Annotated in this window: 22 protein-coding genes; 20 read left to right on the top strand and 2 right to left on the bottom strand. The window is 49.5% G+C overall.

Annotated elements, in window-relative coordinates:
- The first annotated feature begins 34 nt into the window (after positions 1 to 34).
- From ylqF to G358_RS0115200, 6 genes are all read left to right on the top strand, one after another.
- Entirely contained in the window at positions 35 to 898 is an 864-nt protein-coding gene (gene ylqF, locus G358_RS0115225) for a ribosome biogenesis GTPase YlqF (protein ID WP_026342281.1), read from the top strand.
- A gap of 159 nt (positions 899 to 1,057) precedes the next feature.
- Positions 1,058 to 2,032 (top strand): glycosyltransferase family 4 protein, encoded by a 975-nt coding sequence (locus tag G358_RS0115220; protein ID WP_205621544.1) that lies wholly within the window; start codon positions 1,058 to 1,060, stop codon positions 2,030 to 2,032.
- Between the two features lie 177 nt (positions 2,033 to 2,209).
- Complete coding sequence (locus tag G358_RS0115215; RefSeq protein ID WP_019638098.1) at positions 2,210 to 2,830, top strand: ribonuclease HII; 621 nt, start codon at positions 2,210 to 2,212, stop codon at positions 2,828 to 2,830.
- A gap of 179 nt (positions 2,831 to 3,009) precedes the next feature.
- Positions 3,010 to 5,025, top strand: a complete 2,016-nt coding sequence (locus G358_RS0115210; RefSeq protein WP_019638097.1) for a flagellar hook-length control protein FliK — start codon at positions 3,010 to 3,012, stop codon at positions 5,023 to 5,025.
- Positions 5,022 to 5,330 (top strand): EscU/YscU/HrcU family type III secretion system export apparatus switch protein, encoded by a 309-nt coding sequence (locus G358_RS0115205; RefSeq protein ID WP_019638096.1) that lies wholly within the window; start codon positions 5,022 to 5,024, stop codon positions 5,328 to 5,330. The genes G358_RS0115210 and G358_RS0115205 overlap by 4 nt, the downstream gene beginning before the upstream one ends.
- A gap of 296 nt (positions 5,331 to 5,626) precedes the next feature.
- Complete coding sequence (locus G358_RS0115200) at positions 5,627 to 6,025, top strand: YraN family protein (protein ID WP_019638095.1); 399 nt, start codon at positions 5,627 to 5,629, stop codon at positions 6,023 to 6,025.
- A 324-nt stretch (positions 6,026 to 6,349) separates the two neighbouring features.
- Here the strand turns inward: G358_RS0115200 and G358_RS0115195 are convergent, their stop codons facing one another.
- Entirely contained in the window at positions 6,350 to 8,002 is a 1,653-nt protein-coding gene (locus G358_RS0115195; protein WP_019638094.1) for a YifB family Mg chelatase-like AAA ATPase, read from the bottom strand.
- Positions 8,003 to 8,727: 725 nt separating this feature from the next.
- Entirely contained in the window at positions 8,728 to 8,871 is a 144-nt protein-coding gene (locus tag G358_RS33120) for a hypothetical protein (protein ID WP_019638093.1), read from the bottom strand.
- Positions 8,872 to 9,307: 436 nt separating this feature from the next.
- Here G358_RS33120 and sucC point away from each other — a divergent pair, with 436 nt between their 5' ends.
- From sucC to fliI, 14 genes are all read left to right on the top strand, one after another.
- The gene (gene sucC / locus G358_RS0115185; RefSeq protein ID WP_019638092.1) at positions 9,308 to 10,468 is read left to right on the top strand and encodes an ADP-forming succinate--CoA ligase subunit beta; all 1,161 of its coding nucleotides are present in this window, start codon (positions 9,308 to 9,310) and stop codon (positions 10,466 to 10,468) included.
- A gap of 37 nt (positions 10,469 to 10,505) precedes the next feature.
- On the top strand, positions 10,506 to 11,435 hold the full coding sequence (gene sucD / locus G358_RS0115180) for a succinate--CoA ligase subunit alpha (RefSeq protein WP_019638091.1): 930 nt from the start codon (positions 10,506 to 10,508) through the stop codon (positions 11,433 to 11,435).
- A gap of 114 nt (positions 11,436 to 11,549) precedes the next feature.
- On the top strand, positions 11,550 to 12,638 hold the full coding sequence (gene dprA / locus G358_RS0115175) for a DNA-processing protein DprA (protein WP_019638090.1): 1,089 nt from the start codon (positions 11,550 to 11,552) through the stop codon (positions 12,636 to 12,638).
- 93 nt (positions 12,639 to 12,731) lie between these two features.
- Positions 12,732 to 14,831 (top strand): type I DNA topoisomerase, encoded by a 2,100-nt coding sequence (topA, locus tag G358_RS0115170; protein ID WP_019638089.1) that lies wholly within the window; start codon positions 12,732 to 12,734, stop codon positions 14,829 to 14,831.
- Positions 14,832 to 14,879: 48 nt separating this feature from the next.
- A complete protein-coding gene (gene trmFO / locus G358_RS0115165) occupies positions 14,880 to 16,202 on the top strand; it encodes an FADH(2)-oxidizing methylenetetrahydrofolate--tRNA-(uracil(54)-C(5))-methyltransferase TrmFO (protein WP_019638088.1) in 1,323 nt (440 codons plus the stop codon).
- Between the two features lie 125 nt (positions 16,203 to 16,327).
- The gene (gene hslV / locus G358_RS0115160; protein ID WP_019638087.1) at positions 16,328 to 16,870 is read left to right on the top strand and encodes an ATP-dependent protease subunit HslV; all 543 of its coding nucleotides are present in this window, start codon (positions 16,328 to 16,330) and stop codon (positions 16,868 to 16,870) included.
- Positions 16,871 to 16,994: 124 nt separating this feature from the next.
- Positions 16,995 to 18,401, top strand: a complete 1,407-nt coding sequence (gene hslU, locus G358_RS0115155; RefSeq protein WP_019638086.1) for an ATP-dependent protease ATPase subunit HslU — start codon at positions 16,995 to 16,997, stop codon at positions 18,399 to 18,401.
- 406 nt (positions 18,402 to 18,807) lie between these two features.
- Entirely contained in the window at positions 18,808 to 19,215 is a 408-nt protein-coding gene (flgB, locus tag G358_RS0115150; RefSeq protein WP_019638085.1) for a flagellar basal body rod protein FlgB, read from the top strand.
- Between the two features lie 6 nt (positions 19,216 to 19,221).
- Entirely contained in the window at positions 19,222 to 19,671 is a 450-nt protein-coding gene (flgC, locus tag G358_RS0115145) for a flagellar basal body rod protein FlgC (RefSeq protein ID WP_026342278.1), read from the top strand.
- A gap of 37 nt (positions 19,672 to 19,708) precedes the next feature.
- Positions 19,709 to 20,017: a flagellar hook-basal body complex protein FliE gene (fliE, locus tag G358_RS0115140; RefSeq protein WP_019638083.1), complete on the top strand. Its 309-nt coding sequence runs from the start codon at positions 19,709 to 19,711 to the stop codon at positions 20,015 to 20,017.
- Positions 20,018 to 20,050: 33 nt separating this feature from the next.
- The gene (fliF, locus tag G358_RS0115135; RefSeq protein ID WP_019638082.1) at positions 20,051 to 21,637 is read left to right on the top strand and encodes a flagellar basal-body MS-ring/collar protein FliF; all 1,587 of its coding nucleotides are present in this window, start codon (positions 20,051 to 20,053) and stop codon (positions 21,635 to 21,637) included.
- 11 nt (positions 21,638 to 21,648) lie between these two features.
- The gene (gene fliG / locus G358_RS0115130) at positions 21,649 to 22,665 is read left to right on the top strand and encodes a flagellar motor switch protein FliG (RefSeq protein WP_019638081.1); all 1,017 of its coding nucleotides are present in this window, start codon (positions 21,649 to 21,651) and stop codon (positions 22,663 to 22,665) included.
- Positions 22,658 to 23,518 (top strand): FliH/SctL family protein, encoded by an 861-nt coding sequence (locus G358_RS0115125; RefSeq protein ID WP_019638080.1) that lies wholly within the window; start codon positions 22,658 to 22,660, stop codon positions 23,516 to 23,518. Before fliG ends, G358_RS0115125 begins: the two co-directional genes overlap by 8 nt.
- A complete protein-coding gene (gene fliI, locus G358_RS0115120; protein WP_019638079.1) occupies positions 23,505 to 24,824 on the top strand; it encodes a flagellar protein export ATPase FliI in 1,320 nt (439 codons plus the stop codon). The genes G358_RS0115125 and fliI overlap by 14 nt, the downstream gene beginning before the upstream one ends.
- Positions 24,825 to 24,829: the final 5 nt, after the last annotated feature.

Here is a 24,829-nt window from a genome sequence, read left to right as displayed (position 1 = left end):
CCCGATCGGGATTAACGGGAACTGAGGTGATGACTTGACAATACAGTGGTTTCCCGGACATATGACAAGAGCGCGCCGTCAGATTCAAGAGAAGCTGAAGCTGATTGACGTCACAATAGAACTGTTGGATGCAAGGCTTCCCTTGTCCAGCCGTAATCCAATGGTGGATGAAATTTTGCAAGGAAAACCGCGGCTGATTTTGCTGAACAAAGCGGATTTGGCAGATCCGGCGGTCACGCGGGAGTGGATTGATTATTTCAAGGGAGAGGGCTTTGCCGCTATTGCAGTGGATGCCTCCAGCGGTCAAGGCGTAAGGGAGATTCCGGCGCTAGCTAGGGAGCTGCTGAAGGATAAGATCGAGAAACAGCAGGCTAAGGGCATGAACCCTAGAGCGATCCGTGCGTTGATTGTCGGTATTCCCAATGTAGGCAAGTCGACGTTAATTAACTGGTTAGCTGGGCGGAATATCGCTGCGACTGGGGATCGGCCGGGCATTACGAAGGGACAGCAGTGGATTAAAGTAGGCACGGAAATGGAGCTGTTGGATACGCCGGGCATATTATGGCCTAGATTTGAAGATCAGAATGTCGGATATCGTTTAGCGGTCACAGGCGCCATCCGTGAGGAAATATTGAACGTTGAGGATATCGCTTTTTTCGCGGTCAAATATTTAGCGAAGTATTATTGGGAGCCGCTTGCCGAGCGCTTTGGCCTCGAGGAGGCTCCGCAGGATTTTGAAAACCCGGATGAAATTGTGGCTGTGATGGAAGCTGTCGGCCGTAAACGCGGTTGTCTCGCCAGCGGGGGACGTGTGGATTTGGAAAAAGCATCAAGCGTGCTTCTGCGAGAGCTTCGGGCTGGCAAACTCGGAAAGTACTCTCTAGAAGCCCCCTATTGAAGTACTCCCTGGAAGCCTCTTTATTAAGAATATTGACCGTTCTCTGCCAAGGGAACGGTTCTTTATATTTGGCAGAATATGTAGCGGCGGCGACCGGCTAGCTGCCGACCATATCGACAATTGTTCGAGAAAATTGTATAATCTTGTTGATTATAAATGATGGTGGTGTTGGTCATTATATATTTTATCTCATTCGTAATGTCATTTCTTATAGTATATTTACTCATACCTCCATTTGGCAGACTAGCATTCCGAATTGATTTTGTAGATAAGCCGCGGAAGAACGTAGAGCGCAAGCTGCATCGCGAGCCGATCCCGCTTACTGCGAGCTATGTCATATTTATTGGATTCTTTGTTACATATTTGGTTGTTGGCAGGGAATTTAACATGGAGACAGTAGCTATATTTATCGGCGGAATATTACTGCTGGTCATCGGCACACTGGATGACTGGTATAAGACGAAAGGTAAAGATTTCCCCGCTCTGCCAAAACTGATCGTGCAAGTATCGGCGGCCGTGATCGTTTTTGCCTCAGGCATTGCATTTACCGGTTTTTTTAACCCTATTTCAGGGGAATACGTCGTGTTACCTGGAATATTGCAGTTTATATTAACGATATTGTGGATTTTCGGTGTGACTACGGTTATTAATTTTTCAGATGGTCTGGATGGGCTGGCTGGAGGACTATCCGCAATATCCGCGATTACGTTGTTTATCGTAGCTGTTGCCAAGACGCAATCGAATTCAGCGATCATGGCTATGATTCTCGTTGGTGTAACTTTAGCTTATTTGCGTTACAACAAGCCACCAGCCAAAATTTTTATGGGTGATGCAGGAGCTACGTTTCTCGGTTTTATTCTAGCGGTAATTGCTCTGGATGGTGCTTTCAAACAAGCTACGGTGCTGTCGTTGTTTATTCCTGTTTTGGCACTTGGCGTACCGATATTCGATAATTTGTTTGTAGTTATTAAGCGTTTTTTACAAGGGAAATCCATTTATGAAGCTGATGCGAGTCAAGTGCATTACCGGCTGTTGCGGGCAGGGCTGACTCATCGCCAAACGGTGATGTTTTTGTGGCTGATTAGCACATGTCTTTGCTTGTCATCGATTATTTTGCTCCTTATACAAACTTAAAGTACGTCTGACCGGGAGAACCCGGTCTTTTTTGTTCCAAGGACTATATAAATAGCCCTAACTATCCGATATTACAGTTATAACCGTAGCGCGGGCTTGTGTTTTAGGTCTATTGAACAATAAATGAACGAATATATAAAGCAATCGACAGCGGGCTTGCAGTAATAAGGAGGCACAATGAGTGATTTACTGATTTATGAAAAAGAATATTGGCAGCGTTCGTTCCAGTATATCGCCGGGATTGATGAAGTAGGACGGGGTTGTTTGTTCGGTGATGTTGTGGCTGCAGCGGTCATCCTGCCGCATGGCTTAATATTGGAGGAGGTAAATGATTCCAAGAAGCTGACGGCAAAGAAGCGTGATAAATTATACGATATCATTATGGAACAGGCGATAGCGGTAAGTACTGGGCTTGTCGATGCGGAGACAATTGATCGGCTAAATATTAAACAGGCGACGCGTCTTGCCATGAAGCAGGCTGTAGAACGTCTGCCGGTAAAACCGGATTTTCTGCTGGTGGATGCGGAGAAGGTAGAGACGGATATACCGCAGATGGCCGTCATTAAAGGGGATGCAGTAAGTCAGTCCATCGCCGCGGCTTCGATTATTGCCAAGGTGACCCGGGACCGTTTATGTCAAGGGGAATGGGATCTGCTATATCCCGAATACGGCATAGCTTCACATAAAGGATATGCCACTAAATTACATCGGGAGCGTATTCTCGAACTAGGACCGACACCGATGCATCGCAAAAGTTTTATGCGTAATTTGTTTGTGGAGGAACAGACGCTGTTTTAAAGTATAGAAAATAAAAAAATGAGCGTTTGAATCCCCTTATTTAGCAAGAAAAACTACTGCGAATCGCGGTCTGTCTCTGTAAGAAAGAACGTCGGACGACGTTTTCTATGCTTCGTTAATGACCCGTCTTGCGTAAGGCGGGTTTTCCATATCATAGATGTGAACACAGGAGGATGCTCATGAATATAGGACCGCTGCTGCGCAGTCTAATGGGGGATACCCGGCCAGGAGAACCACGGGCGCTGGAGCTTAAAACAGGGCAAATCGTGAGAGGGACTGTGCTTAGTGTCTCGGAAGATGGTCAAGAAGCGGTCATACAGGTACAAGGCGTGAAGCTTCATGCCGCCCTGGAGACTCCGCTTCGCCAAGGAGAAACGACGCTGCTGCAGGTACAGCAGCCGTCAGCTGAAGGGCTGGCCGTGTTAAAGCCGGTCGGCTCAAACAATGCTGCACCGATGTCCGCTGCTTCGCTGGCAAGCGCTTTGGCAGCTATGGGGCTGGAGGATACGGCTGCAAATCGCGAGCTTGTGCAGATGATGCAGGCTAGCGGGCTTCCATTAACGAAAGAGGGTCTGCAAACTTTACAGCAGTTAGCCTTGCATAAGCCTGCAGTTGTACCGATGTCGGAATGGATACAAGCTGCGGGAATTGCGCTGGGAAGGGGGCTTCCGCTTACGGGAGAGACCGTTGCCGGATTGCATCAGGCCGTATTTGGCCCGCCTCTGCACGAGCTGCTTTCTTCGCTGGGTGAATTGCTGGAGAATATGCTGCGCTCAGCCGAAGGAAACGGGGCAAAAGATGCTGCCGGAAATCGCACCACACCAGCGCAGGCACAAGGCCAGGCGGCGGGCGGCCAGCCGTTATCCCAATCGGGGAGCGCTGGCTCCGTTCCGGCTCCTGCTACCGGCGCCTCGGCCCCAGCGGCAGCTGCGGGTGGTACGGCAGGCGGGCAGGCAGCGGCGCAAACAGCGCAGGGCGGGCAGGCAGCGATGCAAAGCGCAGGGCCAACAGCCGAGGCGCTGATCGGCAAGCTGCAGCAGGTGCTGCACGAGCTGCGCGCGGCGTTGTCGCCGCCAGGCGGGGCGGCGGCCGCGGAGCGCGGCGCGGGAAGCCCGCCGCCGCAGAGCCCGGCCGCCGCGCCAACCGCCGCAGCCGGCGCCGCTGCCGCCACGCCTGCGGCAGCGCCCACTGCGCCCGCTGCGCAGGCGCAGGCGCAAGGCGAAGGCCCTTTGGGCCCTTCGCCCGCGCTGCTGACGCGTCCCGCCCCTGAGGCAGAGCCGTGGGTGGGACGCGTGCTCAAGCTGCTCGGTGCAGAGCACGAGCAGCAGGTGCTGCGCGCTGCGCCAAGCGGCGCGCAGGAGGCGCCGCCAGCCGCAGGAGCGGCGCAGCGGGCTGCCGCCGGTGGCGCGGAGGCGCCGGGCGGCAGCGGGCAGGCCGGCAGCGCGCCTGCGGCCGCGCCGGAGACTGCGCCTGCGGCGGCGCTGCGCGGCGAGGCGGCCAGCGCTGCACAGCCGCCAAGCGCAGGCGCAGCAACGGGCAGCGCCGACAGGGCTGCCACGCCTGCGGCAGCGCCAGGGGCGCAGGCGCATAGCGCAGCAGCTGCGAGCGCTGCGGCACAGCAAGCCAGCACCACGCCGGAGGCGGCGGCCCGCGAGACGCTGAAGGGCGTGCTGCTGCAGCTGCTGGCCGCGGATGACTTGCCGGCAACGCTGCAGGAGGCCGCCCGCCAGCTTGTCCATCAACTGACAGGACAGCAGCTTCTGCTGAATACAGATCGCACCGCCCCCTTTGCGCAGGTGACGCTGTTTCTGCCCTTCGTCGGGGCGGACGGCGAGCAGACGGCGGCCGTTCATATCGAGTCTCGCCGGGGCCGCAAGGGGGAACTGGACCCTGCCAATTGCCGGCTGTGGTTCGATTTGCAAATGAAATCGCTTGGCCTGATTATGCTTGACGTCCAGATATTTGACAAGAAGGTCATGCTCAAAATATATACCGAAGCGGAGATGACGGGCCAGTTCCTTGAAGCAAGGCAGGAGGATATCCAGGAGGCGTTAAATACGGCCGGATACGAGCTAGTTTCCTTGAAAAGCGGCCTATTGCCATCCGTAGAGCCTGAAGCGATGGGAGGAGACGAGCCGGGCTCGCCGTTTTCTTACACGCCGACAACCTATAAAGGGGTGGATTTTAGAGTATGAGTGACAACAACGAACCGCTTCGCCCCTATCAAATTAGAAAAGCCGTTGCCCTCAAATACGATCCCACCCAAGGAGACGCCCCGGTCGTCGCTGCCAAAGGCAGCGGCCTTTTGGCCGACAAAATACTGGAAAAAGCGAAAGAGCACGGTGTTCCTGTACAAGAGGATGCTGCCTTAGTCGAAGTGCTTTCTAAGTTGGATCTGGATCAGCAAATCCCCCCGGAGCTGTATACGCTAGTTGCAGAAATACTTAGCTTTATATACCGCACGGATAAGCTGGCGGAAAAAGGGATGTATTATGAATAGCAGCACAGTATCATATAAAATAACCGGAGCAGCGTTAAAATGTGCTCTGGTTATTTTTTTAACATGCATTCAGCAAGGAATTCCGGTAATTGCTAATTAATGTGAATTGATATACATTTAAAATGATCTAATGGGATCTCATCATAGAGCTGCATTTTCCACCAAACTGCTACTAACTAAAACTGAAGCAACATGAATGTCCGAAGGTAATATAATAAGCTTGCAGCTAAGTACGCTGACAGCCGGGATGCGACTTCATATCACCTGCAGAAAAGCTGTAAAAAAGGAGACCCTTCATGAGTATAAATTCTAAAACCAGACGAACAGGCTCTATGGACATGCGGAAAGCAAGGGGACGGCTGGCGGAGGAAGCGGGAGCTCGTTATTTGCAGGAACAAGGCTACGTCCTGGTCGAACGAAACTGGCGCTGCCGTTCAGGGGAAATAGACATCATTGCGAAGAAAGACGGCGTTGTCGTCATCCTAGAAGTGCGAAGCCGGAGCAAACAACATGAACAGTTTGGGACGCCCGCGGAATCTGTGACGCCCCGCAAAGTCAAGCAAATCAGAGAGACTGCCGCCGTTTATTTACAGCAAACGAATCAATTTAACGAGGCTATTCGCTTCGATGTCCTGGCCGTGAATATGGAAAAAGACAAGATAATTGCCATAGAACATATATTTGCTGCATTTTAAAGGCTTAGAAACGGATTAATATGCCATTGATACCGCTTAATATCATAATGGTCTTGGTGCAATTCAGGGAAAATGGAAGGCTCAAATACTATGCCCACAACAAACTTGCAAAGGCTAATATTGTACTGTCAACTCAGCCGCTTTAATAATATCTGATCATAGCAGCTCCATCTGTTTTGCTGCTGTATCAATGTTTAGCAAACAAATGAACAAAACACAAATGCAGCGCGCGCCGATCGGCGCGCGCTATTATGTATTTCAGCAGTGTTAGGGGCAAGTAGTATAGAGCAGACGAGGAAAGGGGCAAATATAAATCAAAAATAGCTATGGCAAATCCGTAACCCGGCGGTCCAACTGGCGATATTGGATCGCTTCAGCGATATGTCCGGCAGTAATCCAACCCGATCCTTCGAGATCCGCTATAGTTCTGGACAGCTTAATAATCCGGTCATAGGCACGCATGCTGAGTCCTAAAGATTGAAAAGTGGTCTCCAGCAGCTGTTCCGCTTCCCGGCTTATGCCGGCGTATTTGCGCAGCGTTCTGCCTTTCAGTTCGCTGTTGTAACATATTTCCAGCTTCGCATAACGCTGTTGCTGTATATGCCGCGCATGCAGCACCGCATCTCTCATTTCTTTAGAACTAAGCGGTTGTTGGTCTGCTTGCCAGCCAATAGGCAAAGGAACCTCGACATGCATATCAATACGATCGAGCAATGGGCCCGAAATACGTTCCCGGTATTGAGCGACGCGGAACGGGCTGCAGGTGCAGCGCGGCAGCGGCGGCTTAGCGCCAAGGTAACCGCACGGACACGGATTTAAAGCGGCGGCGAGCAAAAAATTCGCCGGAAAAGTAAATGCAGCCCGCGTTCTACTTATCGTCACCACCCGCTCCTCCAGCGGTTGGCGCAGTACTTCCAGCGCACCCCGGGCAAACTCGGGAAGCTCATCGAGAAACAGCAGGCCATGATGAGCCAGGCTGACCTCTCCAGCTTTCGGAATGCTGCCTCCTCCGACTAGTCCAGCAGGAGATATCGTATGATGAGGAGAACGAAAAGGTCTGCTGCGTATTAATTCAGGGTCTGTCTCTTTGAATTTTCCGGCGGAACTGTAAATTTTCGTTACTTCCAGTGCTTCCTCCTCGGTTAAGGCAGGTAAAATAGATGGGAGGCGGCGGATTAGCATCGTTTTACCTGTACCTGGCGGCCCAATTAGCATAATATTGTGCCAGCCTGCGGCGGCAATCGTTAAGGCTCGTTTTACATGTTTTTGTCCAAGCACATCGCTGTAGTCTTCCGTGGAGGGAAGTGCTGGGGAGGACAGGCCGGAGGATTCTCCTCTCGAGGATTGCAGATGGTCAAGGGACGTAATGATGAGAGGCCCGTCTTTTGGGGAAGCTGAGGTCTTTCTTGATTTTGCATGCTTCCGCTGGCGAGTTTGACCGCGAGCAGGCTTTCCATCCTCAATAGGCGGTGTTTCCTCAACGGCTGATAAGTCGTTTAAATGCTTCAAGCCGTATACCGCAATGCCGCTGATAAGCATCGCTTCACGGGCATTATCTGCCGGTAGAAGAACGGAGCTGAAGCCTTGCCGTTTAGCTAGATCGACCATAGAAATGACACCGGGCACCGGGCGGAGCAGGCCGTCGAGGGACAATTCGCCGATGATGAGAATCCGTTCATATTGCGGCAATACAATTTGCTTGCTGGCGGCAAGTATGCCGAGCGCTATCGCCAGATCAAATGCGGCTCCTTCTTTGCGCAAATCCGCCGGAGCTAAATTGATCGTTACCCGCTGCAGCGGAAAGGTAAAGCCGCAGTTTTTGATCGAGGCTCTTACCCGCTCAACGGCTTCGCGGACAGCCGAGTCGGGCAAGCCAACTACGATGGTCTGGGGAATGCCGTTGGATAGATCCACCTCAACCTCGATCAGTACACCATCAATGCCATACAGGCATGCGCTAAACAATTTTCCGTACATAACAAAAAACACCCCTCAATCTGATTTCCGCGGGCCGGTAATCGTACCGAAGCCAGCTAGCAGGGAAAAGGGTGCTTCCTCTATCTCCGATTGTCTTTGAACGTATTTTAGAAGGCTTTTTATAAAAAGTCAAGCAATGGAGCTCAGGCAAAATACTGATTTTATTCATATTTCGAATTTTAACTTTATATTTGTTCTATATAAAGTCGAACTCGTGTAAATTGGATGTGTCTTAGTACGTCAAACATTCAAATGGTCCCTTTGCGCAACAAGCTGTCGTATATTACGATGTTGTACCCTAAGCTGTTGTTCTCTAAAGCTGCGTAGACCAAGTTATCGTACCTTAAGCTGAACTTTAAGCTGCCTAGACCAAGTTATCGTACCTTAAGCTGTTGTACCTTAAGCTGTTGTAACCTAAGCTGCCTAGACCAAACTGTCGCACCTTAAGCTGTTGTAACCTAAGCTGCCTAGACCCAATTGCCACACACTAAATGGAGCTCATGTATCTAATTATGCTCTAAACGAATGTTTCAGGGGATTAATTGGATTCTATGCACCTAAAAGCAATGATCCAGCCGATGATAGGAATTTTCCCACTTCTAACGACATCAGATCCATTTAAATTTACATTCCCCTCTTTGCCGCAGAGATTAATTACTATAAATCCATTTATATAAGTTGAACTAGTGAAAGTGGATGGGGGGCGAATGCGCAACAAAATGTTCCTACGACCGCTGTCGCTCCCGCTTTCCTGCATGATAAAGGTTCATAAGAGATAGAAATTCGGTCATAAAGGCGTCTACAAGCTTAGCTCCTCCGAAGCAGCTTGCTTTCAGAAAGCTCTCCATTTCCTCGGAATCCTTTTTCATCCATACCTGCTTCCTATTCTTTAGTTCATCTTATATATTTTTCAAAGCTAAATACAAATAAATAAGAAACTTGTCATCATTCCTATGGTTAGCTATTAAAAATATTACATTGGCACTCACTGTATTATAACGTGGGAAGTGTTAGAATCCATCTCAATATGATATATTTTATTGGAATAAAGCAGCAGCGGCTAAATGTCTTAAAATGACGAAAACGCACGATTAACGAGGGATACACAAAACAAGTCAATTGTAGGTTATTTCTGAATTTAACGAAGGCCGACGATGAACCTATATCAAAATTAGATCGAATCGATATAAAAAAGTTGTGTATAAAGAATGAATTTTTAAGGAAAGCGTTTTAAAAACATGGTACAATGATCTGGGTTTCATATGTTCACCTTAATAACCGCCTGTTGATAGGAGGATTCAACGAATGAATATCCATGAATATCAAGGAAAAGAAGTCCTGAAGCAATACGGTGTAGCCGTTCCAAAAGGACAAGTTGCCTTTACGGTGGATGAAGCCGTGAAAGCAGCGGAAACGCTGGGCAGCCAGGTAGTTGTAGTAAAAGCCCAAATTCACGCGGGAGGCCGCGGGAAAGCCGGCGGCGTCAAGGTCGCTAAAAACCTGGATGAAGTACGGGCCTACGCTGAAGAAATTCTCGGCAAAGTGCTTGTTACGCACCAGACTGGCCCAGAGGGCAAGGAAGTAAAACGCTTGTTGATCGAACAGGGCTGCGACATTAAGAAAGAATACTATGTCGGTGTCGTCGTTGACCGGGCAACCGGGCGAGTTGTACTGATGGCTTCGGAAGAAGGCGGTACAGAAATTGAGGAAGTGGCAGCGGCTACTCCAGAGAAGATTTTCAAGGAAATTGTGGACCCCGCGATCGGACTGCAGCCGTTTCAGGCCCGCAGACTGGCGTATGCCATCAATATTCCGAACGAGCTGGTAAATAAAACGGCTCAGTTCATGCTGGCGTTGTATGAAGCATTCGTGGACAAGGATTGCTCTATCGCTGAAATTAACCCGCTCGTTGTTACGGGTGATGGCGAAGTGATGGCGCTTGACGCCAAACTGAACTTTGATTCCAACGCATTGTACCGGCAGAAGGATATTTTGGCTCTTCGCGATTTGGAAGAAGAAGATGAGAAGGAAATCGAAGCCTCGAAATACGATCTGAGCTACATTGCTCTTGATGGCAATATCGGCTGCATGGTCAACGGCGCTGGCCTGGCGATGGCGACGATGGATATTATTAAATATTATGGCGGCGATCCTGCAAACTTCCTGGATGTAGGGGGCGGCGCAACAGCGGAGAAAGTAACGGAAGCGTTCAAAATTATTTTGTCCGATGCCAAAGTAAAAGGTATTTTCGTCAATATTTTTGGCGGTATCATGAAGTGTGATGTCATCGCATCGGGTATCGTTGAGGCTGCGAAGCAGGTAGGTTTGGACCGTCCGCTGGTCGTACGCCTGGAAGGAACGAACGTCGAGCTCGGGAAGGAAATTTTGGCGAATTCGGGCCTTGCGATCGTCTCTGCGGATTCCATGGCGGATGGCGCTCAGAAGATCGTCGAACTAGTATCATAATGTAAACTTCCAATCCATATCAGAGGAGGCTCGAACGATGAGTATTTTGGTCGATAAAAATACGAAAGTGATTACACAGGGCATTACCGGAAAAACGGCTCTGTTCCACGCGAAAGGCGCCCTGGATTACGGTACGCAAATGGTAGGCGGCACCTCGCCGGGCAAAGGCGGCACGAAAGTAGAAATTACGCTGGAAAACGGCGAAGCGGTCAGCCTGCCGGTATTCAATACCGTAAAGGAAGCGAAAGAGGCCACCGGGGCAACGGCAAGCGTTATTTATGTCCCGCCAGCATTTGCCGCAGATTCTATTCTCGAAGCGGTAGAAGCCGAAATGGAGCTTGTGATCTGCATTACGGAAGGTATTCCGGTGCTCGATATGGTCAAGGTTTCCCGTTATATGGAAGGGAAGAAGACGGTATTGATCGGACCGAACTGCCCTGGCGTCATTACGCCTGGAGAGTGCAAAATCGGTATTATGCCGGGCTACATCCATATGCCGGGTCATGTCGGCGTAGTATCCAGAAGCGGAACGCTCACTTACGAGGCGGTTCACCAGCTGACTACCCGCGGCATCGGCCAGTCTTCGGCGGTAGGCATCGGAGGCGACCCTGTTAAAGGATCGGAATTTATCGATATTTTGCGCCGCTTCAATGAAGATGATAACACCCATGCCGTCATCATGATCGGAGAGATTGGCGGAACGGCCGAGGAAGAGGCAGCCGAATGGATTCGTGACAATATGACTAAGCCAGTTGTCGGATTTATCGGCGGGGTTACAGCTCCTCCAGGGAAAAGAATGGGCCATGCTGGCGCCATCATTTCCGGCGGCAAAGGTACAGCTAAAGAGAAGATTTCCAAGCTGGAAGAATGCGGCATCAAAGTGGCCCCTACACCTTCAGAAATGGGCTCCACGCTCGTTAGCGTACTCGAAGAGCGCGGTATTTTGAATCTTTGCACGACACATTAATGTGACTCTGTTATAATAGAAGCAAGGTAAGCAACCTTCTTGGCCGAAATGGCAGGAGGGTTGCTTATTTTTCTTTTTTTTGGTTAACACATAAATGACGGGAGGGCGCTGTAATTGGACAAGCGGTCGTTATTAATTGGCTTGCACGCGAGCCAGGGGCTCGGCTGGAAGCGAATCGAACAAATTGTAACTCGGGACGATAATTGGGTGCACGCGCTTGATTTTTCCGCAGCGGATTGGATGGAGCGCGGGCTTGGTGCGGAGCTGGCGCTGAGCCTGTCGAAGACGTTTACGCACAATTGGCTCGAAGCGAGAATGGAGCGGCTGAGGCAACTGGACATTTTCCCCCTGACGATTTTCGATCCCGAGTATCCTCTATTAATGAAGGAAGCCAATCGGCCGCCCTGGGTATTATATGGGAAAGGGCATATGAAGCTGCTTGCAGCTCCTTCCGTCGCGATGGTCGGTACCCGGATTCCTACAGCTTATGGCCGTAAAGTATGCATGATGCTAACGGAAGCGCTTTGTGAACGGGGCTTTGCCATCGTAAGCGGCCTAGCCCGGGGAATCGATGGATTATGTCATGAAGCTGCGCTGCAAAGCGGCGGGATGACCGTGGCTGTGCTGGGAACGGCCATCGATGTCGTATATCCGCCAGAGAATACTTCTCTTTATGAAATGATTGCTGAACAGGGGCTAATATTGTCGGAATATCCTCCAGGCACTCCGGGGCATCCCGGGCTGTTTCCGCAGCGTAATCGAATTATTGCCGGTTTAGCGCATGGTACGGTCGTCGTGGAAGCGGATGCCCGCAGCGGCTCTTTAATTACGGCAGATGCTGCTCTCGAAGCTGGACGGGATGTATTTGCCGTACCTGGGCCAATCACATCCCCAAAAAGCAGAGGTACGCTTAATCTTATTAAGCAGGGTGCCAAATTGGTCACAGAGCCTAAAGATATTTTGGAAGAATATGAACACCTGCTGCCAGCTCGGCCGGGAATGAAGGAAGGAAACAGTTTAAGTATTAAGTTGACAGATGAGGAGCGCCGCATATACCATATGTTGGAGCAGGATAATTGTACATTAGATGAACTGCTCAACAAGACGGATTGGGATTTTGGACATTTACATTCAGTTCTGTTATCTTTAATCATGAAAAAAGAGGTAGTCCAGCTACCCGGTTCCGTGTATAAGGTAATATAGTCCATTCCTAACCGAGAGTGGCTCATAAAATATGACTATATAACTTGTCAAAATGTGATTTAGTTTTGAGATGTTTGAGAGGAGGATGACCCTGTGGCGGATTCACTCGTCATCGTGGAATCGCCTGCCAAGGCGAAAACGATTGGCAAATACTTAGGCAGCAAATACATCGTGAAGGCTTCAATGGGGCACGTTCGCGATTTGCCCAAGAGTCAGTTTGGGGTTGAGGTAGAGAATGACTTCAGTCCGAAGTATATAACAATCCGTGGTAAGGGTTCTGTATTGAAGGAATTGAAGGATGCCAGCAAAAAGGTAAAGAAAATTTACCTCGCGGCTGACCCTGATCGTGAGGGTGAGGCGATTGCCTGGCATTTGGCCCATGCGCTTGATATGGATGAAACGGAAACTTGTCGCGTCGTATTCAACGAGATTACGAAGCAAGCGGTCAAGGATGCGTTCAAGACACCGCGCAAAATCAATATGGATCTGGTTAACGCGCAGCAGGCCCGGCGGATTCTCGACCGGCTTGTTGGTTATAAGATTAGTCCCTTACTATGGAAAAAGGTTAAAAAAGGCTTGTCCGCAGGCAGAGTTCAATCGGTTGCAGTAAAAATCATTATGGACCGCGAGAACGAAATTTCCGCTTTTGTGCCTGAGGAATATTGGAGCATAACAGCGAAGCTGAAAACGGGAAATTCTTTATTTGAAGCGAAGTTTCATCAGCTCAAGGGAGAAAAGCTGGAGCTGACGAATGAAGAGCAGGTCAACGGAATTTTAAAATCGATCGAGGGCGCTCGATTTACCGTGGCCGAAGTGAAGGAGAGAGAACGCCTTCGCCATCCGGCGGCTCCGTTCACGACGAGCTCATTGCAGCAGGAAGCTGCGCGCAAATTGAATTTCCGTGCGGCCAAGACGATGTCGGTCGCCCAGCAGTTGTATGAAGGCGTAGACCTGGGGAAAGAAGGAACCGTAGGTCTGATTACTTATATGCGTACGGACTCGACGCGTATCGCCGAGTCTGCCCAAGAAGAAGCAAAGGAATATATCAAAGACAAATATGGGGAGTCCTTTGTGCCCGAATCACCTCGCCAATATTCCAAGAAGGCGGCGGGCGCCCAGGATGCCCATGAGGCGATTCGCCCTACTTCAGCTCTTCGCGATCCGGAATCTGTGAAATCATTTACGAGCCGGGATCAATATCGTTTGTACAAACTCGTTTGGGAACGCTTTATGGCGAGCCAGATGGCTTCCGCCGTGCTTGATACGCTTTCTGCTGATATTACGGCTGGCGAGACTACGTTCCGTGCGGTCGGCTCCAAAATTCGCTTTCACGGCTTTATGAAAGTATACGTGGAAGGCAATGACGATGGTACGACGGAAGATGATAAATATTTGCCTCCGCTTCAAGCCGGAGATCAACTGGAGACCGAGACAATCGAGCCGAAGCAGCACTTTACCCAGCCGCCGCCAAGATATACGGAAGCGCGACTCGTGAAGACGCTAGAGGAACTGGGGATCGGACGACCGAGTACGTATGCTCCTACACTCGAGACGATTCAGAAACGCGGCTATGTAGCGATTGAAGATAAGAAGTTTATGCCGACCGAACTGGGCGAGCTTGTCATCGAGCAAATGGAGCAGTTTTTTCCAGAAATATTGGATGTGGAATTTACAGCTCATATGGAAGACGACCTCGACAATGTGGAAGAAGGGTCGGAGGATTGGGTTCGAGTGCTCAGCGATTTCTATGAGTCGTTTGAGAAACGGCTTGAAGTAGCGGAAGAGGAAATGAAGGAAATTGAAATTGAAGATGAAGTGTCTGATGAGATTTGCGAAAAATGCGGGAGACCCCTCGTTTATAAATTAGGACGATTCGGGAAGTTTCTCGCTTGCTCCGGGTTCCCGGACTGCCGCAATACGAAACCGATCGTCAAGGATATCGGTGTGACTTGCCCGAAATGTAAAGAGGGACATGTCGTTGAACGGCGCAGTAAAAAAGGCAGAGTGTTTTTTGGATGCGACCGTTATCCGGAATGCGATTTTGTATCATGGGATAAACCGTCTCCGAAGCCTTGTCCAAAATGCGCAGGCCTGCTTGTAGAGAAGCGCAACAGGCAGGGCGGCAGATTGCAGTGTACAGCCTGCGACCATGTAGAGGAAATTGAGGAGAATGAGGATACCTCCGATGAATAAGCGACAGCCAGAGCTGACTTTTTGAACTAGCATTAGGGGGTAAAGAGAATGGAGCAAACGATACAAGTTACAGTCATAGGGGCGGGGCTTGCCGGGAGTGAAGCGGCCTGGCAAATAGCAAAACGCGGCGTCCCTGTAAAATTATATGAAATGCGGCCTGTCGTGCAAACGCCAGCCCACCATACGGATAAATTTGCCGAGCTTGTCTGCAGCAATTCCTTGCGCGCCAATAGTTTAAGTAATGCGGTAGGCGTATTGAAGGAAGAAATGCGCATGCTGGACTCGCTGGTCATTGGCGCAGCTGACCGAAACGCCGTCCCCGCCGGGGGCGCTCTGGCGGTCGACCGTGACGGCTTCTCGGGGGAAATCACTCGCATGCTGCGCGAGCATCCGCTGGTTGAAGTTGTTAATGAAGAAATAAGGGAAATTCCCACGGACGGAATCGTCGTCATCGCTACCGGACCGCTGACCTCCCCAGCTTTGTCAGAGCAAATTCAGCGTTTGACCGGCGAGGATTATTTTTACTTCTATGACGCTGCAGCTCCGATTGTGGAGAAGGACTCCATCGATATGAACAAAGTGTATCTCGCTTCGAGATACGACAAAGGTGAAGCGGCATATCTCAACTGTCCGATGACCGAGGAGGAATTCGAGGCTTTTTACGAGGCTCTTATTCATGCAGAAGTAGCGGAATTGAAGGAGTTCGAGAAAGAAATCTATTTCGATGGCTGCATGCCGATCGAAGTTATGATGCAAAGAGGCAAGCAGACGGCACTGTTCGGCCCGATGAAGCCGGTTGGGCTCGTCAATCCCCACAATGGTAAACTACCCCATGCTGTCGTTCAGCTGCGTCAGGACAATGCGGCGGGCACATTGTATAATCTCGTAGGATTTCAGACTCATCTCAAGTGGGGAGAACAGAAACGGGTATTTTCAATGATTCCCGGTCTGGAAAATGCGGAATTTGTCCGGTACGGTGTAATGCATCGCAATACGTTTATCAACTCGCCTAAATTGCTTGATGCGACATATCAGCTGAAGCAGCGTCCTGCGTTGTTTTTTGCTGGTCAGATGACTGGGGTCGAAGGATATGTGGAATCTGCTGCATCTGGGCTAATTGCCGGGATCAATGCGGCCAGAGCCGTTCACAGCCACGACGGGATTGTATTCCCGGAAGATACTACGCTCGGCAGTATGGCAAGATATATTACTACGGCGGATTTCAAGCACTTTCAGCCGATGAACGCCAATTTTGGACTTTTTCCTAAGCTGGAAACCCGCTACCGGAAGAAGGCCGAGAAAAATGAGGCGCTCGCCCACAGAGCCCTGGACAGCCTGCAGTCGTTTATTGGGAATGCCCATGTAGATTGATCTGCCAGCGATGGCAGGCAGGACGTTCTGGTAATGGATTAGGATGACGCCGTCCAAGTATTGACCGTGCAAGTTCAACATACAATGTAATACAGGTAATCCATATGCAGAGGAGATGGATTGTAATGATGCCTACTTTTCACGCCACAACGATATGTGCCGTTCGCCATAACGGCACGGGAGCGATTGCCGGGGACGGGCAAGTGACATTTGGCGAAAACGTTGTGATGAAACAGACGGCAAAGAAAGTCCGCCGTTTGTACCGGGGGCAGGTTTTGGCTGGGTTTGCCGGCTCCGTAGCCGACGCGATCACCCTTTTTGAGAAGTTCGAGGGTAAGCTGGAAGAGCACCATGGCAACCTGCAGCGCGCTGCTGTCGAGCTCGCCAAAGATTGGCGGCAGGATCGGGTACTGCGCAAGCTTGAGGCGCTTATGATTGTTATGGATAAAACGGGCATGCTGCTAATTTCCGGTGGAGGGGAAATTATCGAACCTGATGATGATGTGCTGGCGATCGGCTCTGGCGGCAATTTTGCGCTATCCGCTGCCCGCGCCCTGAAGCGCCATGCCGTTCATTTGGAGGCGAAGGAAGTCGCTAGAGAAGCCTTGCTGGTCGCCTCCGAAATTTGTGTCTACACGAACAACAACATTATTGTCGAAGAATTATGATGCGACACTGTATCTCATGCTATCTGTATGCTGGGACTGTCTGTCCATCGGATGAAATGTCCGGCGAACCGGACTTTTTTTCGTGGTTGGCGGCCTATATTTAACCATCAGAGGGGGACGTTTCATGACGAATCTTACATTTACGCCAAGACAAATTGTTGCCGAACTGGATAAGTACATTGTCGGACAAAAGCAAGCAAAGAAATCGGTGGCCGTCGCTTTGCGCAATCGTTACCGCCGCAGTCTCCTTAGCGAGGAGGTACAGGATGAAATCGTGCCGAAAAACATCTTGATGATTGGGCCGACAGGGGTCGGGAAGACTGAAATTGCCCGGCGCCTTGCCAAGCTGGTTGGCGCCCCATTTATCAAAGTGGAGGCCACGAAATTTACGGAAGTCGGGTATGTCGGCAGGGATGTTGAATCGATGGTGCGCGATCTGATTGAGACTGCGATTCGTACAGTCAAGCTGGAGCGTACAGAGAAGGTAAAGGACCGGGCCGAGGAACTGGCCAATGAGCGTCTCGTGCAAATTTTGGTACCTTCGGACAACAAAGCGAAGGGGAGCCGCAATCCGTTTGAAATGCTGTTTGGCAATCAACAGGCCAATCAGGATCCTTCTGCCGAAGAGAAGCAGGAAGATAGCGCCCTCCAGGAACGCAGAAGCCAGGTCCGGAGCAAGCTTCTGTCCGGGCAAATGGAAGAGGACACCTTGGAAATTGAGGTGGAGGATACTTCCCCAACGATGCTGGATATGTTTGCAGGGCAAGGGAATGACCAAATGGGGATGAACATGCAGGAAATGTTCGGCAATTTGCTGCCCAAGCGTACAAAGAAGCGGAAGCTGACGGTGAAGGAAGCGCGCAAAGTACTCACTCAAGAAGAGGCGGGCAAACTGATTGATCATGATGATCTTGTGCAGGAAGCAGTAAGTCGTGCCGAGCAGTCGGGCATTATTTTTATCGATGAGATTGATAAGGTAGCCAGCCGGGGCGGGGGCGGATCTGGGCCTGACGTGTCTCGGGAAGGCGTGCAAAGGGACATTTTGCCTATTGTCGAAGGATCTACCGTCATGACGAAGTATGGGCCTGTGAAAACGGACTATATTCTGTTCATAGCTGCTGGCGCCTTCCACGTGGCAAAACCGTCGGACCTCATTCCTGAGCTGCAGGGAAGATTCCCAATTCGCGTCGAGCTGAACAGCCTGTCCGAGGAAGACTTTATTTCCATCCTTACCGAGCCGCAAAATGCTTTGACCAAGCAGTATACGCAATTGCTGCGTACGGAAAATATTGAAGTAGATTTTTCGGAAGAGGCCATTATCGAAATTGCCAAAATAGCCGCTTCGGTGAACGCCAATACCGAGAACATTGGGGCTAGAAGGCTGCATACGATTCTCGAGAAGCTGCTGGAGGATTTATCGTTTGAAGCTCCCGAGCTGACGCTTGAAAAAATGACGATTACCCCGCAATACGTACGCGAAAAACTAGGCGATATAGCTCAAGATCGCGATCTTAGTCAATTCATACTGTAACATTACTTATTCAGATACCGAGAGTCATTACAAAGAACTGCAATTCAAGGCCGTTAGTCCCACGAAAATGGGAGACGGTCTTTTTCCTTTTTCCGACAAGGTTGATCGGTATATAGTCATAACTAAAAATGTCGAATTTTCATAAAAATATTGAAAAATATTCAAAAAGTGGTTAAAAAAACGTTAATATATGTAAAGATAGGGCTTTTTTCTTATTGTAATAATGTCGAGTCTGCTTGAAACTTAGGATATATGACATTAAGCTATATTTTGACTTAATAGGACAATAGAAAGACTATTAAAATTGTTTATTGTCGAAAAAAGAGGAATTTGCCAAGGTATGTTGAATAAGTTGTGTTGTCGAAGTCAAAAGTTATAAATTTTAATCAACTAAGGGGGATAGGAAATGCAGCTACTTAATGGTGTGGGGTTTAATAGACTCGAAAATGCAATCGAAGCTGCCAGTACTAGGCAGCAAGTGATTGTAGATAACATAGCTAACGGAGATACCCCTTATTTTAAGCGTTCGAACGTATCTTTTGAGAGTTTGCTGCAGAATGAGCTGAACGGCGGAATGCCCGCGCTTAAGGGATATCGTACGGATATTAGGCATTTTGTCATAGGTTCCTCAGGGGGCGTGCCGGAGCCCAAAATTACCGTCGATGACAGGACCGCTATGAATAACAACTTGAATAATGTCGATATCGATAGCGAAATGAGCCTGCTTGCCGAAAATAAACTGAGGTACGATGCGTACATAGAACAAATGAATTATCAAATAAAAATGAAACGTGTGGCGACAGAAGGGAGATAATAGACGTTGAAAATCAGCAATAGCTTCAATATTAGTTCTTCAGCACTAACTGCACAGCGCCTTCGTATGGACGTCATCTCATCAAACATAGCCAACGCAAGGACGACGCGAGCTAGCATGGAGGACGGACAGCCAATTCCTTACAGACGTAAGACAGTCATTATGGCCCCCAATAAGGTGGACTTCAAAAATTCACTCAGCTCAGCAATGGGCAAAGAACCCGCCAGCCAAGGAGTGAAAATTACGCAAATCAAAGATGACCCTACACCTTTTAAGCCGGTATACGATCCGACGCATCCCGATGCTAACAGTGAAGGATATGTCTATATGCCAAACGTGGATTTGATGAAGGAGATGGTCGATATGATATCGGCGACACGCTCCTATGAGGCTAACGTAACCGCCCTGAATGCCAGTAAGGCGATGATCTCCAAAGCGTTGCAGATCGGAAAATAAGCAGCTAAATAAAGCAGTTAGGAGTTGGTAAAAGTTGATGCACAACAATATTAGTCTAAATACAGTTCAAAATTTGGGAGCCATAGCAGAACCGATTAAACCTGCTGTTACCTCTCCATCGGAAGCAATCAAAAACTTCAGTTCATATTTGACAGATGCTTTAAATGGAGTAGCAGCGCAAGAGAGCAATGTACAACGACTCAATGAGCAGTTTCTGTTAGGACAAGCGAATGTCGATCAAGTTATGATCGCCTCAGAACAGGCATTGTTAAGTTTGCAGCTCACTACGCAAGTTCGTAATAAAGTGATAGAAGCTTATCAAGAGATTATGCGTACGCAAATTTAATGAAATTAGCAAGCTGTAGGATGAGGTGACATAGTGAATGAGAGAATCGCCCAGTACCGGGACCGATTGACCGGCTACTGGAACAACTATAGCAATAAACAAAAAACGCTTTTAATTTCTACGGTAGCTTTTATACTTCTTGCCATCATATTACTGACGATTCAATTTTCCAAAACAGAGTATGAAGTAGCCTTTACGAACTTGGACACCACGGATGCTGCAGCTATATATAATCATTTGGAATCCAGTGGAATTCCCTATAAGTTAAGCCCGGATGGAAGCAGTATTTCGGTGCCTAGCAAAGATGCAGCGCGTGTAAAAGTGGATGTCGGCTCACAGGGAATTGTCAAGAATGGCTCGATCGGCTGGGAGGCCTTCAACGAGAGCTCCTCATTGATCGGGATGACAGATAATGAATTCGGCGTGAAGTATCGCAGTGCACTCAGCGGAGAAGTCGAACAGCTTCTCAAACGTATGAAAGGCATTGAGAATGCAAAGGTATTGATCAATCTTCCGGAAGAGAACGTGTTTGCCAGTCCTGAAGAGCAGCAGAAGGCCTCGGCTTCCATCGTAGTAACCTTCAATCCGGGATATCGTCCGAATCAGGAAGCGGTGGATGGGTACTTCAATCTAGTCAAAACTTCTATTCCGAATTTGCCTATTGAGAACATTTCTATCTCATCGAGTGATGACACGGTGCTCCTGCCGACAGGGCAAGGCGGAAATATGGGCTCGCTGACGACTGCCGTTCAAGAAAATATGGCTTTGCAGAAAAAGTTCGAAAGTGATGTCAGCCGCAGCGTTAAGCAATTTTTGTCTCGATTTACTGGACCTGACAAAATTGAGGTTATCGTAGCCTCTACACTCAATTTCGATCAAGTGATCGAGAAGAACAATCTCGTTACCCCAGTCGATATGGAAAATATGAGGGGCATTGAGATCAGTGCTCAAAGAATTCAGAAAAGCTACACCGGGGAAGGTGATCCAGACAGCGGAATCCCTGGTACTGGGACCGAAGACGTACCTGGCTATCCTACTGCAGGGAGCAGCTCAGGTGTAAGCTCCGAAGAATCCTCCTCGACGATCAATTATGAAGTAAACAGAATTACTAAAGACATTGTAGCTAGTCCTTATGTCATTAAGGATTTAACCATTAATGTGTTAGTTGAACCACCTGCCGGAGAAGAAAGTTTAGATCAAACGATCCAGGACGCTATAGAGAACATATTGGCGAATGTCGTCGGTTCATATTTGGCTGATTCTGGTACTACCTATACAGACGCAGATTTGCTGCGAAAAGTTTCTGTTTTCTCGCAAACTTTTCATGGCTCGGAACAAAAAGGTTCAAGTTTGACGTTATCAAACCCATGGGTATGGGGTGGCGCTATCGCAGTACTGTTGGTTGGAGCTGGAATCGGAGCACTCGTGTTCCGTCGCCGGAAACAGGTGGAAGAAGAAGAGGAAGAGGAGCTGCCGCTGCCGCTGCCTCCAGAATTTCCATCGATCAACTTGGATACTATTACGAACGAAAGTCAAGTGCGTAAACAACTGGAGACGCTGGCGAAGAAGAAGCCGGATGAATTCGTCAACTTGCTCCGCACCTGGCTGGCAGACGAGTAGAGGTGAACGTATTGTCAAAAACGACGAGTTCTGGTTTAACCGGAAAACAAAAAGCGGCGATTTTACTAATTACGCTTGGACCTGAGGTATCAGCTCAAATATTCAAGCACTTGCGCGACGAGGAAATTGAACAGCTAACACTTGAAATAGCTAACGTCCGCAAAGTGGACAGCAGCGAAAAAGATATGATCATGGCGGAGTTCCATCAAATTTGCCTTGCACAAGAATACATCACGCAAGGGGGAATTAATTACGCTAAGGAAATTTTGGAGAAAGCTCTTGGTTCCACAAAAGCGTTCGAAATTATTAACCGTCTGACGGCAACCCTTCAAGTCAGACCGTTTGATTTCGCCCGCAAGGCTGATCCAAATCAAATTTTGAACTTCATTCAAAATGAAAATGCCCAGACGATTGCCCTAGTCTTATCCTATTTGCAGTTTGAGCAATCCGCGGCTATACTGTCGTCGCTACCGCAGGAGAAGCAAGCGGAAGTGGCGCGCAGAATCGCTATGATGGACAGTACTTCTCCGGAAGTCATCTCACAAGTTGAGCGCGTGCTGGAACAGAAGCTGTCCGCTACGGTAACCCAGGATTATACAAGCGCAGGCGGTATTGAATCGATCGTTCAAATCTTGAACGGGGTTGACCGGGGAACAGAGCGCACGATCTTGGATTCGCTTGAAATTCAAGATCCAGAGCTCGCCGAAGAAATCAAAAAGCGGATGTTCGTGTTTGAGGATATCGTTAATATCGATAACCGTTCCATTCAGCGGATTATCCGCGACATTGAAAATGCGGACCTGCAGCTTGCCCTTAAAGTGGCAAGTGAGGAGGTTCGGGAAGCTGTATTCCGCAATATGTCCAAACGGATGTCGGATACATTTAAAGAAGAAATGGAGTTTATGGGACCTGTGCGGCTTCGTGATGTGGAGGAAGCACAAACTCGCATTGTAGCAACAATCCGCAGATTAGAAGAAGCCGGTGAAATAATAATTGCCCGCGGCGGAGGAGATGACATCATTGTCTAATTTGATTAAGGTGTCCCAATATGTTCCGGTTGACATACTCAAGCAATTGAATCTGGGAAAGACGTATAACCCTCCCCAGGATCAACAATTAGATGATGAGATTATAGAGGTAGAGGCTCCGGAGGAGAAAATTTCCGCCGAGGATATCGCGGCTGAAGAGGCAAGGCGGCAAATGCTTAGCGATGCTAAGGAATTTGCCGAGCGCCAAATCCGGGAGGCTTCCGAGCAGGCGGAAAGTATGCTTGCTGAAGCGAAGCTGCAAATCGAATCCTGGTGGAAAGAGCAAAGAGAGCAGGATGAGCATTTGATTGAAGCTCTCAAATCGGAAGGATATAGCCAGGGTTATGAGGAAGGAAAAGTCCAGGCCGAACAATCACTTCAAGCCAAAATTGAACAAATGATGGGTGAGGCAAGTGCTGTTCTCGAGCAAGCTTATGTCGAGAAGGAACGGATCATCCAGGAAGCGGAGCCGTTCGTTGTAGAACTGAGCTGCTCCATTGCAGAGAAAGTAATTGATAAGCAGTTGGGCATTGAGCCTGATTATGTACTGGATCTGGTCAAGAAAAGCTTGGCAAGGAAGCGGGAGCAGGGGGTTATTACGCTTTGCGTAGCACCTTCTCAGTTTGCCTTCGTTCAGGCTGCAAGAGAAGAGCTGGGCCTGGTCATCGATTCGCAAGCCGAATTGCAAATTTTACCTGATGCGACGGTTCAGGATCGCGGCTGTGTTATCCGCTCGGCATTCGGCAGCGTAGATGCCCGAATTGATACACAGCTCGCGGAAATTAAGAAGGAATTGCAGCGCATCTCACTCGACAACGAGGATGATCGGGGACGAGCTCATGACGAAACTTGATACAGCCAAATATATTGAGCACTTACGGCATATGGATCCGGTGCGAATCAACGGAAAAGTGACGCAAGTCATCGGGCTGATGGTCGAATCAGAGGGGCCTGACGCAAGCATTGGTGATCTTTGCTACATTTACCCGAGCAAATCTTCCGAGCCGTTGCGAGCCGAGGTTGTTGGCTTCCGGGATAACAAGGTACTGCTGATGCCCTTGGGTGAACTGCAATCGATTGGTCCGGGCTGTGATGTCGTAGGCACGGGCAAGCCGTTAACCGTACAGGTCGGCTCGGAGCTGCTTGGCAAAGTTCTGGACGGGCTAGGGGAGCCGCTGGACGGTTCGGTTCTCCCAGCGCGGATGGGGCATTATTCCACTTATAATAAACCGATGAATCCGCTGAACAGGCCGCGCGTCGCCCAGCCGATCGATATCGGGGTGCGGGCAATCGATGGCCTGCTGACGATAGGCAAAGGACAGCGCGTAGGGATATTTGCCGGCTCCGGTGTCGGGAAGAGTACGCTGATGGGAATGATAGCCCGCAATACTGCGGCGGATGTGAATGTGATTGCTCTCATCGGCGAACGCGGCCGGGAGGTGCTCGATTTTATCGAGCGGGATCTTGGACCGGAAGGTCTGGAGCGTTCGGTCGTCATCGTGGCTACTTCAGATCAGCCCGCACTCATTCGGATGAAAGGGGCGCTGATCGCTACGACGATTGCGGAATATTTCCGCGACCGCGGGTTGAACGTCATGCTGATGATGGACTCCGTAACGAGGTATGCGATGGCGCTGCGTGAAGTGGGGCTTGCCATTGGAGAGCCACCGGCGATGAGGGGATATACCCCTTCTGTATTCGCCGCGCTTCCCAAGCTGATGGAACGGGCAGGGACGGGGCCGACAGGCTCAATCACGGCTTTTTATACCGTACTCGTTGATGGTGACGATATGAACGAACCGATCGCGGATGCGGTAAGGGGGATTCTGGACGGCCATATTGTGCTGAACCGGAACATCGCCAATAAAGGCCATTTCCCGGCTATCGACATTTTGGCAAGCATTAGCCGGGTCATGAAGGACATCGTGCCGGAGGAGCAAAGCGAGGCGGCGGAAAATTTAAAAAGGCTGCTAGCTGTATTCAGGGATTCCGAAGACCTCATTAATATCGGCGCTTATCAGAAGGGCTCCAACGATGAAATTGATGAAGCTCTTGACTATATTGAGAGCATTTGGGGCTTTACTCGACAGAAAGTGAATGAAAAAACGACATTGTCAGAAGTCCAGGAACGATTAATTGCCGAATTTGCGAGGAGATGACGGGT

The sequence above is a fragment of the Paenibacillus fonticola DSM 21315 genome (assembly GCF_000381905.1).
Classification (GTDB): Bacteria; Bacillota; Bacilli; order Paenibacillales; family Paenibacillaceae; genus Fontibacillus; species Fontibacillus fonticola.
This window is presented reverse-complemented; position numbering and strand designations above follow the sequence as displayed.

What these genes read in the sequence shown, in the direction of transcription:
- G358_RS33120 (WP_019638093.1), bottom strand. Translation starts at nt 8,871, where the DNA reads ATGAAAAAGGATTCCGAGGAAATGGAGAGCTTTCTGAAAGCAAGCTGC.
- sucC (WP_019638092.1), top strand. Translation starts at nt 9,308, where the DNA reads ATGAATATCCATGAATATCAAGGAAAAGAAGTCCTGAAGCAATACGGT.
- G358_RS0115220 (WP_205621544.1), top strand. Translation starts at nt 1,058, where the DNA reads ATGGTGGTGTTGGTCATTATATATTTTATCTCATTCGTAATGTCATTT.
- G358_RS0115195 (WP_019638094.1), bottom strand. Translation starts at nt 8,002, where the DNA reads ATGTACGGAAAATTGTTTAGCGCATGCCTGTATGGCATTGATGGTGTA.
- G358_RS0115215 (WP_019638098.1), top strand. Translation starts at nt 2,210, where the DNA reads ATGAGTGATTTACTGATTTATGAAAAAGAATATTGGCAGCGTTCGTTC.
- hslU (WP_019638086.1), top strand. Translation starts at nt 16,995, where the DNA reads ATGACGAATCTTACATTTACGCCAAGACAAATTGTTGCCGAACTGGAT.
- flgB (WP_019638085.1), top strand. Translation starts at nt 18,808, where the DNA reads ATGCAGCTACTTAATGGTGTGGGGTTTAATAGACTCGAAAATGCAATC.
- G358_RS0115200 (WP_019638095.1), top strand. Translation starts at nt 5,627, where the DNA reads ATGAGTATAAATTCTAAAACCAGACGAACAGGCTCTATGGACATGCGG.
- trmFO (WP_019638088.1), top strand. Translation starts at nt 14,880, where the DNA reads ATGGAGCAAACGATACAAGTTACAGTCATAGGGGCGGGGCTTGCCGGG.
- G358_RS0115205 (WP_019638096.1), top strand. Translation starts at nt 5,022, where the DNA reads ATGAGTGACAACAACGAACCGCTTCGCCCCTATCAAATTAGAAAAGCC.
- fliI (WP_019638079.1), top strand. Translation starts at nt 23,505, where the DNA reads ATGACGAAACTTGATACAGCCAAATATATTGAGCACTTACGGCATATG.
- sucD (WP_019638091.1), top strand. Translation starts at nt 10,506, where the DNA reads ATGAGTATTTTGGTCGATAAAAATACGAAAGTGATTACACAGGGCATT.
- G358_RS0115210 (WP_019638097.1), top strand. Translation starts at nt 3,010, where the DNA reads ATGAATATAGGACCGCTGCTGCGCAGTCTAATGGGGGATACCCGGCCA.
- hslV (WP_019638087.1), top strand. Translation starts at nt 16,328, where the DNA reads ATGATGCCTACTTTTCACGCCACAACGATATGTGCCGTTCGCCATAAC.
- fliE (WP_019638083.1), top strand. Translation starts at nt 19,709, where the DNA reads ATGCACAACAATATTAGTCTAAATACAGTTCAAAATTTGGGAGCCATA.